Source organism: Salinivibrio kushneri (assembly GCF_005280275.1).
Taxonomy (GTDB): Bacteria; Pseudomonadota; Gammaproteobacteria; order Enterobacterales; family Vibrionaceae; genus Salinivibrio; species Salinivibrio kushneri.
The window spans coordinates 2,569,368-2,582,653 of the sequence record NZ_CP040021.1 but is presented as its reverse complement, the minus strand read 5'-3'; the positions used below and the strand labels follow the sequence as shown (position 1 = coordinate 2,582,653).

At 50.9% G+C, this 13,286-nt stretch carries 10 protein-coding genes and 4 tRNA genes; 6 read left to right on the top strand and 8 right to left on the bottom strand.

Annotation, left to right across the window (positions count from 1 at the left end):
• Nucleotides 1-2: 2 nt before the first annotated feature.
• Genes frdC through frdA form a run of 3 tightly spaced genes read right to left on the bottom strand, consistent with a single transcriptional unit; the run spans nucleotide 3 to nucleotide 2,940 of the window.
• Complete coding sequence (frdC, locus tag FCN78_RS11885; protein WP_077457626.1) at nucleotides 3-386, bottom strand: fumarate reductase subunit FrdC; 384 nt, start codon at nucleotides 384-386, stop codon at nucleotides 3-5.
• Entirely contained in the window at nucleotides 383-1,138 is a 756-nt protein-coding gene (locus FCN78_RS11880; RefSeq protein WP_069361570.1) for a succinate dehydrogenase/fumarate reductase iron-sulfur subunit, read from the bottom strand. The genes frdC and FCN78_RS11880 overlap by 4 nt, the downstream gene beginning before the upstream one ends.
• Nucleotides 1,135-2,940, bottom strand: a complete 1,806-nt coding sequence (frdA, locus tag FCN78_RS11875; protein WP_069361746.1) for a fumarate reductase (quinol) flavoprotein subunit — start codon at nucleotides 2,938-2,940, stop codon at nucleotides 1,135-1,137. The genes FCN78_RS11880 and frdA overlap by 4 nt, the downstream gene beginning before the upstream one ends.
• A gap of 317 nt (nucleotides 2,941-3,257) precedes the next feature.
• On the opposite strand from frdA, the gene epmA reads away from it, so the two are divergent.
• Nucleotides 3,258-4,226 carry an elongation factor P--(R)-beta-lysine ligase gene (gene epmA, locus FCN78_RS11870; protein ID WP_077659326.1) on the top strand — a complete coding sequence of 323 codons (969 nt, stop codon included), beginning with the start codon at nucleotides 3,258-3,260 and terminating at the stop codon, nucleotides 4,224-4,226.
• Between the two features lie 62 nt (nucleotides 4,227-4,288).
• On the opposite strand, the gene FCN78_RS11865 is transcribed toward epmA, so the two are convergent.
• The 5 genes from FCN78_RS11865 to rsgA form a co-directional block, all read right to left on the bottom strand.
• Complete coding sequence (locus FCN78_RS11865) at nucleotides 4,289-6,166, bottom strand: methyl-accepting chemotaxis protein (RefSeq protein WP_077457622.1); 1,878 nt, start codon at nucleotides 6,164-6,166, stop codon at nucleotides 4,289-4,291.
• A 181-nt stretch (nucleotides 6,167-6,347) separates the two neighbouring features.
• On the bottom strand, nucleotides 6,348-8,234 hold the full coding sequence (locus FCN78_RS11860) for a methyl-accepting chemotaxis protein (protein ID WP_077659325.1): 1,887 nt from the start codon (nucleotides 8,232-8,234) through the stop codon (nucleotides 6,348-6,350).
• A gap of 240 nt (nucleotides 8,235-8,474) precedes the next feature.
• Nucleotides 8,475-9,881 carry an SLC13 family permease gene (locus FCN78_RS11855; protein WP_077659324.1) on the bottom strand — a complete coding sequence of 469 codons (1,407 nt, stop codon included), beginning with the start codon at nucleotides 9,879-9,881 and terminating at the stop codon, nucleotides 8,475-8,477.
• Nucleotides 9,882-10,080: 199 nt separating this feature from the next.
• On the bottom strand, nucleotides 10,081-10,881 hold the full coding sequence (gene asd / locus FCN78_RS11850) for an archaetidylserine decarboxylase (protein WP_412458343.1): 801 nt from the start codon (nucleotides 10,879-10,881) through the stop codon (nucleotides 10,081-10,083).
• A 155-nt stretch (nucleotides 10,882-11,036) separates the two neighbouring features.
• Nucleotides 11,037-12,089: a small ribosomal subunit biogenesis GTPase RsgA gene (rsgA, locus tag FCN78_RS11845; RefSeq protein ID WP_069361576.1), complete on the bottom strand. Its 1,053-nt coding sequence runs from the start codon at nucleotides 12,087-12,089 to the stop codon at nucleotides 11,037-11,039.
• Between the two features lie 79 nt (nucleotides 12,090-12,168).
• Here rsgA and orn point away from each other — a divergent pair, with 79 nt between their 5' ends.
• The 5 genes from orn (at nucleotide 12,169) to FCN78_RS11820 (ending at nucleotide 13,236) form a co-directional block, all read left to right on the top strand.
• Nucleotides 12,169-12,714 carry an oligoribonuclease gene (gene orn / locus FCN78_RS11840; protein WP_069361577.1) on the top strand — a complete coding sequence of 182 codons (546 nt, stop codon included), beginning with the start codon at nucleotides 12,169-12,171 and terminating at the stop codon, nucleotides 12,712-12,714.
• A 132-nt stretch (nucleotides 12,715-12,846) separates the two neighbouring features.
• A tRNA-Gly gene (locus FCN78_RS11835) sits at nucleotides 12,847-12,922 on the top strand.
• Nucleotides 12,923-12,960: 38 nt separating this feature from the next.
• Nucleotides 12,961-13,036 (top strand) — tRNA-Gly (locus FCN78_RS11830).
• 30 nt (nucleotides 13,037-13,066) lie between these two features.
• Nucleotides 13,067-13,142: transfer RNA gene (locus tag FCN78_RS11825), tRNA-Gly, on the top strand.
• Nucleotides 13,143-13,160: 18 nt separating this feature from the next.
• Nucleotides 13,161-13,236, top strand: a tRNA-Gly gene (locus tag FCN78_RS11820).
• Nucleotides 13,237-13,286 lie beyond the last annotated feature (50 nt).

The window sequence follows — 13,286 nt, the reverse complement described above, 5'->3', positions numbered from 1 at the left end:
TCCTAAATGAGCACCAGAGCAATCAGTGATATCACCGCCACCGCGGCCCATTGCGCACCAATCACCCATTTACCGTCGAGCAGTTTGCCTTTAATGCGAATCGGCATCACTTGCGGCATCATGCTGAAAAAGGTGGTGGCATGAAACAGGCTGGCGACCAAGGCAACCAGGTTCAAGATAATCACAACCGGGTGGGCCATGTAATCCAGCCAGCTTTGCCATGCTTGCGGTCCCTGAACCAAGCAGATTAACCCAGCGGTGAGACTAAGCGTGAAGAAGACCAAAGGCAGTACTGTCGCTTCTCGCACCATATAAAAGCGGTAGAACGGATGGTCGAGCCACCAAGTACGCGGCATGGGGCGTGTATAGGGTTTGCGATTACTCATCCTCTTACCTCCTGCCCATCTTTATTAGGATTAAACATGGCAATCACCATATCTTGGGTGGAAGCCACCTTGCCTTGGTTGACTGCACCTGCAGGATCAACACTCTTCGGACACACTTTTGAGCAGTAGCCGACGAAAGTGCACCCCCACGCGCCGTTATCACTATTAATCAATGGCATGCGTTGGGCTTTCCCCTTGTCACGGCTGTCAAGATTATAGCGGTGTGCCAGCGCGATCGCGGCAGGACCAAGAAAGTCGGGATTGAGACCAAACTGAGGACAAGCGGCGTAGCATAAGCCGCAATTGATACAAGCGGCAAACTGTTTGTAGCGTGCCATTTGTTCAGGCGTTTGCGTATTGGGCCCGTCTTCAGGGCGGCGATCATTGCCCAAAATATAAGGTTTGATCGCTTCAAGACGCTCAATAAAGGGCGTCATATCGACAACGAGATCTTTTTCGATGGCAAAATTAGCCAAAGGCTCAATCACCACCCCTTTGGCGTAATCACGTAAAAACGCTTTGCAAGCGAGCTTGGGCACGCCATTGACCATCATCCCGCATGAGCCACAAATGGCCATGCGACACGACCAGCGATAAGAGAGCGACTTATCGAGGTTGTCTTTGATATACCCCAGCGCATCCAAGACCGACATGGTTTCATCGCCGGGTACAACGAAAGATTGCGAGTAAGGCGCATCATCCGTTGCCGGATCGTATCTGAGCACTGAGACCTGGTAGGTAGTTTGCGTCATGATGCGGGCTCCTCTTGTTGATCCACATTGCCACCATTGGCGTGTTCCGCCGCATCGCCATATAGGCGCGCTTGTGGTTGTGATTTGGTGATTTTGACATCGCCATAGTCAATGCGAGGACCGCTCTCGGGTTGATAGAACGCCAAGGTGTGTTTGAGGTAGTTATCATCATCACGCTCGGTGCAGCCTTCATCTAGCCGTTGGTGAGCGCCACGAGACTCCTTACGCTGGATGGCAGAATGTGCCATGGCTTCTGCGACTTCCAAGCCATAGCCGACCTCAATGGCGTAGAGCAGATCGGTATTGAACACACTGCCTTGGTCTTGGATGGCAACATCTTGATAGCGAGCTTTGAGTTCAGCAATTTTATCAATGGTCGCTTGCATTAGATCGTGGCGACGATAAATACCGCAGCCGGCTTCCATTGTCTCGCCCAGCTCTTTGCGAATATCCGCCCAGTTTTCTTCGCCTTGATGGCTCAAGAGCTTATCAATGCGCGCTTTGACGTTCTGAATCTGGGCATCAATAGCCGCTTGATTCCAACCTGTGAAGGCCGCTGCCCGTTTTGCGGCGCCTTCACCCGCTAAACGACCAAATACCGCTAATTCAGCGAGCGAGTTTGAGCCGAGTCGATTAGCGCCGTGCAAACCGACGGAGGAGCACTCACCAACCGCAAATAAGCCGTTAACGCGCGTTTCGGTTTGGGCATCCGTTTCAATGCCACCCATGGTGTAGTGCACGGTAGGACGAATTGGGATCGGCTCTTTGGCAGGGTCAACATTGACATAGGCTTTGGCGAGCTCACAAATAAACGGTAGTCGTTCTTGAATGTAATCTTCGCCGAGGTGACGCAAATCAAGATGCACAACGTCACCGAGCGTGTGCTTGATGGTATTGCCTTTTTGTTGCTCATGCCAAAAGGCTTGCGAGACTTTATCGCGTGGGCCGAGCTCCATGTATTTGTTTTTTGGCTGCCCGACCGGTGTTTCTGGCCCGAGACCATAATCTTGCAGGTAACGATAGCCGTCTTTGTTGACAATAATACCACCTTCGCCACGGCAGCCTTCTGTCATTAAAATTCCCGTACCAGGCAATCCAGTGGGATGATATTGGACAAATTCCATATCACGCAGCGGGATGCCGTGGCGATAAGCCATGGCCATGCCATCACCGGTGACAATGCCACCATTGGTATTACAGCTATAAACGCGTCCCGCGCCGCCAGTGGCTAGCACCACTGATTTGGCTTTAATACAGACCAGCTCGCCTTCCGCCATATGGAGGGCAATCAAACCTTGTACTTGGCCGTCATCGACAATCAAATCAATCACAAAGTATTCATCGAGACGCTGGATTTGCGGGTATTTGGTCGAGGTTTGAAACAGGGTGTGGAGCATATGGAAACCGGTTTTGTCCGCGGCAAACCAGGTGCGCTCCACTTTCATGCCACCAAAGCGGCGGACATTGATACTGCCATCGTCTTTTCGGCTCCAAGGGCAGCCCCATTGCTCGAGTTGTACCATTTCGTGGGCACAATGTTTAACAAAGTAATCGACGACATCTTGCTCACATAACCAGTCGCCACCGCTGACGGTATCATTGAAGTGGTTGTCTAGGCTGTCTTCATCCTTGATGACGGCAGCCGAGCCACCCTCTGCGGCCACAGTGTGGGAGCGCATCGGGTAGACCTTAGATACCAGCGCAATATTAAGCGAGGGATCGGCCTCAGCGGCCGCAATAGCAGTGCGCAGCCCAGCGCCACCGGCGCCAATCACTGCAATATCTGTGGTAAGGATCTGCACGTTCATCCTCCAGTGTAGGGAAAGCCAGTGCTTGGCTTGTTTATTGTTCTGCTGTCATGGTAGGCAATCTGTGCAAAGCAAAAATTGACTCAGTCGGGGAATTGTCGCGATTTTGCGGGCATGGGTGTTAAATTGCATAAAAGTGTGAGGTGGGTCGTTAAGTGTCGGCCTCTCTTGTAAAAAGGGAAAATGCTGACAAAGAAAATGCGGCATGTGACACATGTGCGTCGTGCGACACCGGTTGTGAGTACTTGTCATTCCAGACGGCAGCGATAGACTGGCGTCACCAGAAAGCGCAAGAGTAACGAATGAGTGAGATGAATCAGTGGCAGCCAACGGCAAGCGTGTCACAATTAAAAAAACGCGCTGCTATCATAGCCCGTATCCGTCAATTTTTTGCTGAACGTGAGGTATGGGAAGTGGATACCCCGGCACTGAGTCAAGCAGCGGTGACCGATGTGCATCTTCATAGTTTCAAAACGTCTTTGGTTGGGCCGGGTTTTGCTGACGGCGTCGCCTTGCACCTCATGACCAGTCCAGAGTTCCATATGAAGCGGCTATTGGCCGCTGGAAGTGGGGCTATTTATCAGATCAGTAAAGCGTTTCGAAATGAAGAAGCCGGGCGCTACCACAACCCTGAGTTTACGATGTTGGAGTGGTATCAACCTGGTTATACCCACCATGACCTAATGGATGAAATGGATGCCTTGTTGCAAGCGGTACTCAGGTGCCAAGGTGCGACACGGATGAGCTATCAAACGGCATTTGCATCCTTCACCGGACTGTGCCCGTTAACCGCGGATATTATTCAGCTGCGTGCACTTGCCGCGACCCAAGGGCTTGCCGATATCACTGAAGATGAAACGGACAAAGACACCTTGCTGCAGCTGCTTTTCTCCGTGATGGTCGAGCCGAATATTGGCCAGCAGGCGCCCGCCTTTATTTATGACTTTCCTGCATCGCAAGCCGCGCTGGCAAAAATCAGCGAAGCAGACACGCGTGTTGCGCATCGGTTTGAGGTGTATTACCAAGGCATTGAACTGGCTAATGGCTTTTATGAGTTGCAAGACGCCAACGAGCAACGACAGCGGTTTGAGGCGGATAATATCGCACGAGTCGCGCGCGGTTTATCGCCACAGCCTATCGATGAGCACTTACTGTCCGCGCTGGAAAGTGGTTTACCTGATTGCGCTGGGGTAGCATTGGGCGTCGACCGTTTAGTGATGTTGGCACTCGGTTGCCACCACATTGATGCGGTCACCGCTTTTCCGGTATCACGTGCGTAGAAGCGGGAAAAACAACGCCGCCCGAAGGCGGCGTTCGTCGTTAGGGGCGTGACGACAAGACGTTAGACTTTAAACTTGGATAAGTCTTGATGCATGTCCCGCGCGGCTTGTGCCATGCTTTCACCTTGATCGCCGGTAGCACTGGCTTGCTGGTGGATCTCATAGGAGAGATCTTTTACCGCTTGGGTATTGCGGTTGATGTCGTCGGTCACCGCGCGCTGCTCTTCTGCGGCGCTGGCAATTTGAATCGCCATTTCCGAGATAGTACCAATCGCGCTGGTGATTTGATTGAGGCGCTCACTGGCCGCTTCGGCGCGCTCCACACTTGATGTCGCCATTTCGTTACTTTGGGTCATATCATCGACCGCGCGTTGCGTGGTGTGCTGCAGTGTCTCAATCATATTGCGAATCTCTTCGGTGGAGCTATGCGTCCGTTGACTTAATACTCGCACTTCATCGGCAACCACCGCAAAGCCGCGCCCTTGCTCACCAGCCCGGGCCGCCTCAATCGCCGCGTTAAGGGCAAGCAAGTTGGTTTGTTCGGCCACTCCTTGAATGGTCGCGATGATTTGGTTAATGCTTTGTGCATTTTCATCCAGCTCACGGATCACATTGGTGGCACGCTCCACTTGCTCGGCGAGTTGAGTAATGGCGTTGCGGTTATCACCGACCACACTTAACCCCTCTTGGCAAGATTGCTCGGCTTGTTGTGCGGATGAGGCTGTATCTTCAGCATGGCTTGCTACTTCGTTGGCTGTGGTTGACATTTCGTGGATAGCCGTCGCTATTTGGTCAACATCATTTTGCTGTTTATCAACCAACTGGCTGGATTGCAGGGCGTGGGTTCGGCATTCTTCTGCACTTTCTGACAATGTCATGCTCTGACTAACCGCTTTACCTACCATTTGCTGGAGCTGGGCAAGGAAGGCATTGACGTACCCAGCCAATTCGCCAATTTCATCTTGGCGGGCGATGTTGATCCTTTGCGTGAGATCGCCTTCACCGGCAGAGAGGGTACGCACAGCGCCTGTCAGCTCGCCTAATGGCTTAAGTAGTTGTTTGATTAACGCGCCGGCGACAAAGGCAATCACGATAAACAAGATCACGGAGGCAATCACCACAAAGGTAATTTGCTCTGATACCGAGGCATAGGCTTGCGCCTTATCTTCGACGATACCCAAGGTCCAATCGGTATTCGGGACCTCGATAGCGGCGATGAGCTTTTCTTTGCCATTGAGTTGAAAGGTGGTGAGCTGACGTTGTGCGCTCGCGCTAGCCATAAATGTGGGTGTGAGCTCTTCATCCAGCTCAGTGAGGGGTTGGCGACTGAGATCGGTATCGCGATAGGCCACTAAGCGGTTGTCACCATCGACGAGAAAGGCAAAGCCATTACTGAGTTTTAAATTTAACACTTGCTCGACAATATCGGTGACGGTGACATCGGCAGCCAGTACCCCTTGATATTGACCATTGAAGGCCTTGGCGAGACTGACCACCAAACTGCCATCGAAATCTTGATAGGGCTCGGTAATGATTAAGCCATTCGCGTTACTGGCGCTTTGATACCAAGGGCGAGTGCGCGGGTCATAGTCGGCGGGCCAATCTTCGCTTTTATCACCGTAGGCGATGCGGCCATCTTCAAAGCCGGCATACACGGAGAGGAAATGCCCCGCTCGCTTGGTCACCAAAAGCTCGCGATCGACATTGGCCTGATTGGCGATCAGTGATTCGTTTGCTAATAGCATATCGGCACGCGTACTCAGCCAGCTGTCGATAAACTGAACAGTGGCATCCCCGACATCATGCATTTGTTTGGTAATACTGCTGGTCGTCTCGCTTTGGAGTTGACGCACAGAAATGCTGGCAAGCACTGCACTGACCAGAGCCACAATAAAGGCAATGGCCACAATGATTTTCAGCTTAATTGTCGGCTTGGGCATAGACACATTTCCATCTCGTTGAAAAGTGTCACAAGTGTATACGCAACGTTTGCACTATAGTTGGATCGATCAGACAAAATGTGGTCATAAAAGCGGTGAAGAGAGAGAAGAAGGATGAATTTGTGATCTTTCTGCCAGTGACAGTCTGCCTACCTTGGCAGGCAGACTGCGGTGGCTCAAGTTATACTTTGAACTTGGAGAGGTCGTTGTGCATTTCTTGCGCGTCTTGCGCCATTTGCTCACCTTGCTCGCCCGTTTCATTGGATTTTTGGTGGATCTCTAACGAGAGGTCACGCACCGCTTGGGTATTACGGTTGATATCTTCGGTCACTGCACGCTGCTCTTCAGCCGCGCTGGCAATTTGTGCAGCCATCTCCGAAATATCGCCAATGGCACGGGTAATTTCGTTGAGTTTCTCGCTCGCAGAGGCGGCGCGCTCGACGCTCGAGGTCGCCATATCATTACTTTGGGTCATGCCATCCACTGCGCGTTGAGTGGTGTTTTGTAGCGTTTCAATCATGTTACGGATCTCTTCCGTGGAGTCATGAGTGCGCTGGCTCAACACACGCACTTCATCGGCGACCACAGCAAAGCCACGCCCTTGTTCACCGGCACGAGCTGCCTCAATGGCGGCGTTAAGCGCGAGTAGGTTGGTTTGTTCGGCAATATCCTGAATGGTGGAGATAATTTGGTTGATGCTTTGTGAGTTGGTATCCAATTCACGGATCACATCCGTCGCTTGCTCGACTTGCTCTGCCAGTTGGGTAATAGCATCACGGTTGTTCTCCACCACTTCTAGGCCGTCACGGCATGAGCCCTCTGCCTCTTGGGCTGAGCGAGCGGTTTGTTCGGCGTTACTGGCCACTTCGTTGGCCGTGGTCGACATCTCATGGATGGCGGTAGCAATTTGATCCACATCGCCTTGCTGCTGACCCACCAAGCTACTGGATTGGTGGGCGAGGTTGCGGCATTGGTCGGCTCTGTCAGACAAGGTCACACTCTGGGTGACGCTGCGGCCTATCATCGCTTGTAACTGTTCCAGGAACGCATTGACGTGTCCGGCTAACTCACCGATTTCATCTTTACGAACAATATCAAGGCGCTGAGTCAGATCCCCACTGCCTTTTGACAGTGAGCTTACTGCATGGGTGAGTTGGGTTAGCGGTGCCAACATCCGGTGAATAAGGGCACCGGCAATCAATGCAATGATCACAAAGAGAATCACTGACGTCACCAAGGTGGAAACAATCTGCTCTGAGACAGACGCAAACGCTAACTTTTTGTCTTGTACCACGCCAAGGCTCCAGTCAGCGCCTTCAACGGGCGTCACGGCGAGCAGTTTTTCTCTGTCATCGCCGTCAAAGGTAATGGTCGCGAGTGCATCACTGTTACGTGCCTGTTGGATAAAAGCGGGGGTGAGCTCATCGTCAACCTCGGTGAGCGCTTTGGTACTGAGCGCGGTATCCCGATAAGCGACGACGTTGTTGTGACTATCAACTAAAAAAGCAAAGCCTTGATTGGGCAACCGCACATTGAGCACTTCTTGCACAATGGCATCAACGGAAAGATCGGCCGCGATGACGCCTTCATAGCGTTGATTGAACGATTTAGCAAAACTGATCACCATGCCGGCACCATTAGCATCGACATAAGGCGGGGTGATGATTAGTTCATTGGCGGCGTTGGCTTGTTTGTACCAAGGTCGCGTTCGTGGATCGTAATTGGCTGGCCAGCTCTCCGTTTTGTCACCATAAGCAACAGAGCCATCGGCAAAGCCGGCGTAAACGGTGAGAAAGTCACCTTGGCGTTTGGTTAATAAGAGTTCTCGATCAACATTGGGTTGTGTCGCAATCAATGGCACATTGGCAACCAGCATGTCGCTGCGAATATCTAGCCACTCCTCGATAAAGTTGCTGGTGGAAAGACCGACATCGCGCATTTGTTCAGTGACGTTTTGTTGCGTCTCTTGTTCCAATTGATTAACAGAAAACCATGCCTGTACGGCACTGACTAAGGCAACGACCAAAGCAACAGCAAGCAATATTTTGGTCTTGATGGTGAATTTCATTAAAGATCCCTCGTACTACCACGTATTGATGATACTTTCTTATTGAGTATCTGCTTAATTGTAGAAAGCTTGAGTCAATGAGGGATAAAGAATTTTGCAAAAAATGGGTTTATCCTCAACGCTCAGCTGGCTTTCTTACTCACATCATCAGTGTTATCCCATTTTTACTCGATGAAAAATATCCACTTACACAGAATGAGGCGAATTTATCGCTTTTATTTCTCAATTGTTAAACGCATGTCACGTAAGTAAGACAACCGCGCTGTAAACTAGGCCTAAGCCGCTTATGCCTAAGATCAGACCGACTTTGACCAAATCTTGACTGCTGATAAAGCCAGTTGAATACGCCAAGGAGTTGGGTGGCGTCGAAACTGGCAGTATCATCCCCAAGGAGGCCGAGAAGGCGACGACAATTAATAGACCTTGCATACCGCCAATGCTTGCCAGTGCGGGCATGGAGGAAGCAATGGCTGCGGCTATCGGCATTAAGAGGTTAGCGGTCGCTGTATTAGACATAAAGTTTGCCATCAGCCAGCAGATAATCGATAAGGTAACCAGCACTGTCATTGCGGTAAGCAGGCTGTAGTCGACCGCATGGGCGAGCGCCGCGGCGAGACCGGTTTGGTCGAGCGCGATCCCCATCGCAATCCCGCCGGCAACCAGCCACAATACATCCCAGTTGATTTGTTTAAGTTCTGGCTTACCAATAATGCCGGTGAGGGTAAAAATCGCCAGTGGAATTACCGCCACCACATAAGTGTTCATGCCATGCAAACTGGTGGTGAGCCACAGCACGATCGTGAGGGCGAAGGTGATATAGACAGTATACGCCTGCCAGCTTTGTAAAAAGCGTCCCTCTAAAGCAAGATTCACGCGGGTATGTTGACTCTGAAAGAGCCGTTGTAATAGCCACCAAGCGAAGGTGAGTTGAACAATGACAAAAGGCAGCCCCATTTGCATCCAGCCCAGAAAAGAGACTTTGTATTCCCCGGTTAGATACTGTAACGCAATGGCGTTAGGCGGTGTGCCGATAGGGGTGGCAATACCACCGGTATTCGCCGCCACGGGAATACACAGCACAAGTGCCTTGACCAAAGGATCCCCTTTGGGTAAAACCGCGATAATGGGTGTTAATAGGGCTAGCATCATCACCGTGGTGGCCGTATTGGACATAAACATCGAAAATACCGCGGTAATCAGCATCAGGCCAAGCATGATAAATTTAGGGTGTTGACCAAACGGCCTTAACAGCACACGTGCCAAATTGATGTCGAGTTCATATTTTGACGCGGCAATAGCCAGTGAAAACCCGCCCATAAACAGAATAATGATAGGGGATGAAAAGGCGCTGAGAATGTCGGTATAAGGAATTAAGTCTCCGCGGGGGTGATGCTGTGTGATACCGCGAAACCAGTGTAAGCCTTTATCAGATATCATCACTAGTTGTAGTGTGATTATCAATAAAGACGTCGAAAAAACAGGCACAGGCTCAAGAACCCACAGCAAGGCCGCCATCAGAAAGATCGCCAATAAACGGTGCTGAATGATAGTGAGGTTAGCAATGGGTAACCAATCGGTAGGGGCTAACAGTAATAACAGCGGTAAGCCGAGGGCGACCAGCAATTTGATAAGACGAGCATTGACCACAAATACGCTCCTTCGTCATGGGTGGGCGAGCGCGTTCCGCCTGAGACGCGAAGACTCGCGTGCGCCTTGTTATCAGAAATAGAATATCTTTATGATACGGTGCTTTATCTTGAATTAACGGGAAAAATATCCGAATTTCCACACAAAAAAGGGGCATAAATGCCCCATATTTCACATTTTTCTAGATTTTTAGCGGGAGCTAGTGCTGGCAATGTGCGTAAGCTTGCCCTAATTGTGTTGGCTCACCGGGTATGACGGCATCATCAAAGCGTACCGCCCCTTTGGGGAAGAGGTTAATCACGGTAGAGCCCAGTTTGAATCGGCCCATTTCCTCTCCTTGAGAAAAGTGCATCGCCTGCTCACCGTCGGTTGGATATTGCCAACGACGAATACTGCCACCGGTTGGCGGGGTCACCGTCCCGGCCCAGGTGGTTTCGATACTGCCAACAATGGTGGCGCCGACCAATATTTGCGCCATGGGTCCAAATGCAGTATCAAAGACGCACACCACGCGCTCATTCCGCGCAAAGAGGTTTGGTACGTTTTCTGCCGTCAGTGGATTCACTGAAAACAAATCGCCAGGAATATAGATCATCTCTCGCAATACGCCGTCACACGGCATGTGGACGCGGTGATAATCGCGGGGAGAGAGGTATAAGGTGGCGAACTCTCCCTGATCAAACTTTGCTGCTAAGCTGTCATCGCCACCGATAAGTTCAGTCAGTGAGAAGCTATGGCCTTTCGCTTGAATCAAACGACCCTGTTCAATCGCGCCTGCTTGGCTGACACAGGCGTCAGCCGGAAAGATCAGTGTTGTCTCGTCGCCATCGATTGGGCGTAGTGCGGGCTTCAGCTCACGGACGAAAAAATCGTTGAAGGTGCGATAGTAACTCGGATCGCTGACTTTCGCTTCGCTCATATCGACGTGATATTGCTTGATAAACCACTTGATGACTGCAGTGGTTAACCAGCCACCTTTTAAGCTCGCAAGTTTGCCCATTAATCGGGTTAACGCGTGTTTCGGCGTAAGATATTGTAGGCCGACTTTCAAATCGTCTCGCACAGTGTAGTCCTAACCATTTGTTGGGTTGATGATGCCAGTGACGCGCTTATACGGGCGCGCCGTGTCGCGGATCTGAGTGAAGTGACAGTCGCTCAGTGTTGCTTATTACGAGAGAACTGACGGTTGTCTTTGGCTTCTTTCATGCTCTCAATGATGCGATGGTAGCTATCAAAACGTTCGACACTAATGTGCCCGTCTTCGACCGCTTGTCGCAGTAGACACCCCGGATCATCGCCATGTTTGCAATCGCGGAACTTACAGCCACCTAAATAATCACGAAATTCGACAAAGCCATGAGCAATTTGTTCCGGCTCTAAATGCCACAAGCCAAACTCACGGACGCCGGGGGAGTCAATCAGATCGCCGCCTTGATCAAAATGATACAAGCGAGCGGCGGTGGTGGTGTGTTGACCAAGCCCTGAATTTTCTGACACCTGATGCGTATGTGCGTGCACATCAGGGAGTAGGGTATTGACCAAACTGGACTTCCCGACGCCGGATTGCCCAACAAAAACACTCACATGCTGGTCTAGGTGTGTCATCAACGCTGACATGCCTTCGCCCGAGTCCGCACTGACCATCACGAGGGGATAACCAATATCTCGATAAATATCGAGCAGATCATCGACCATCTCATGGCCTTCTTCATCCAACAAATCGACCTTGTTAATCACAATCAGGGGGGCGATATCCAGTGCTTCACAGGCAATCAGATAACGATCGATAATGTTGGTCGACAGCTCAGGTAAAATAGCGGCCACGATCACCACTTGATCAATGTTTGCGGCTACTGGCTTGACCCCATCGTAATAGTCGGGACGAGTGAGCACGGAGTCACGCTCATGCACCGCTTCCACAACGCCGGCAAAGCCATCGAGCGCTTCTTTTCCGGGTCGCCATACGACACGATCGCCCGTGACCAAACTATGGACAGTGCGGCGAATATTGCATCTATGTATCTTACCTGTGTCGGGATCTTCAATATCGGCATGCTGGCCAAACCGCGTGATAACCCGCCCTTCCCGTGCGGATTCTAGCGCGGCATCGTCCCATTGCCGATCGGTATCTTTGTCTTTGATCCGGCGTTGTTGGTTGGATCTTACCCGTCGCAGTTGACCCTTCGTCAGTTTTTTCTTTTTTGCCACGTTGACTCTTATCGGTTAAGTTGGCTTTCATATCAAGCACAGTATGATACATGGTTTATCGATAAAAAAGGCAAGTTCAATGGCGTTCAGTGAAAACAATTTAATCTGGATTGATCTGGAAATGACAGGGCTAGATCCGGATACCCATAAGATCATTGAGATCGCGACCGTTGTGACGGACGCACAGTTGAATATTCTGGCGGAAGGGCCCGTGCTGGCGATACATCAACCGCAAAGTGAGCTCGACAAAATGGATGATTGGTGCACGCGAACGCATAGCCAGTCTGGCTTAGTGGCGCGCGTACAACAGAGTGATATTGATGAACAAACCGCCATTGAGCAAACCATCGCATTCTTATCGCAATGGGTACCGTCTGGCGCGTCACCGATTTGCGGTAATAGTGTGGGACAGGATCGGCGCTTCCTCTACCGACACATGCCAGCACTTGAGCGCTATTTTCATTACCGCACCGTGGATGTGAGCACGTTAAAAGAGCTGGTACGTCGATGGCAACCAGAGGTGTTGAATGATTTCTCTAAACAGGGAACCCATTTAGCGCTTGACGACATCCGAGAATCAATTGCAGAATTACGCTTCTATCGCGAGAGGATCTTAACGATCTGATGAGTCAGTCATCGATCTGATGCTCTTTTGAGCGATTAAAAGAAAAAACCAAAATTTTGCTCATCAGCACTTGCAACCCGGTTTTTTCTTCGTATAATTCGCAGCCCTAACGACGTGAAACGTCTGTTGAAAGCGACATTAGCTCAGCTGGTAGAGCGCAACCTTGCCAAGGTTGAGGTCACGAGTTCGAACCTCGTATGTCGCTCCAAATTTAGTCTCGATCTGAAATTGATCAGGTCGATCTAAGCGACACTAGCTCAGCTGGTAGAGCGCAACCTTGCCAAGGTTGAGGTCACGGGTTCGAACCCCGTGTGTCGCTCCAAATTAAAATGCGATGTAATGCATCAGCAATGCGACATTAGCTCAGCTGGTAGAGCGCAACCTTGCCAAGGTTGAGGTCACGAGTTCGAACCTCGTATGTCGCTCCAAACAACAATTCGGAATAAGCGACACTAGCTCAGCTGGTAGAGCGCAACCTTGCCAAGGTTGAGGTCACGGGTTCGAACCCCGTGTGTCGCTCCAATCACTTGGTTAACCACCAGTGTGGCGTTTAAGATAGCGCCATCTTTAAT

Coding starts and splice junctions, on each gene's coding strand:
- FCN78_RS11860 (WP_077659325.1), bottom strand. CDS start 8,234: ATGAAATTCACCATCAAGACCAAAATATTGCTTGCTGTTGCTTTGGTC.
- epmA (WP_077659326.1), top strand. CDS start 3,258: ATGAATCAGTGGCAGCCAACGGCAAGCGTGTCACAATTAAAAAAACGC.
- asd (WP_412458343.1), bottom strand. CDS start 10,881: ATGGGCAAACTTGCGAGCTTAAAAGGTGGCTGGTTAACCACTGCAGTC.
- FCN78_RS11880 (WP_069361570.1), bottom strand. CDS start 1,138: ATGACGCAAACTACCTACCAGGTCTCAGTGCTCAGATACGATCCGGCA.
- FCN78_RS11865 (WP_077457622.1), bottom strand. CDS start 6,166: ATGCCCAAGCCGACAATTAAGCTGAAAATCATTGTGGCCATTGCCTTT.
- orn (WP_069361577.1), top strand. CDS start 12,169: ATGGCGTTCAGTGAAAACAATTTAATCTGGATTGATCTGGAAATGACA.
- frdC (WP_077457626.1), bottom strand. CDS start 386: ATGAGTAATCGCAAACCCTATACACGCCCCATGCCGCGTACTTGGTGG.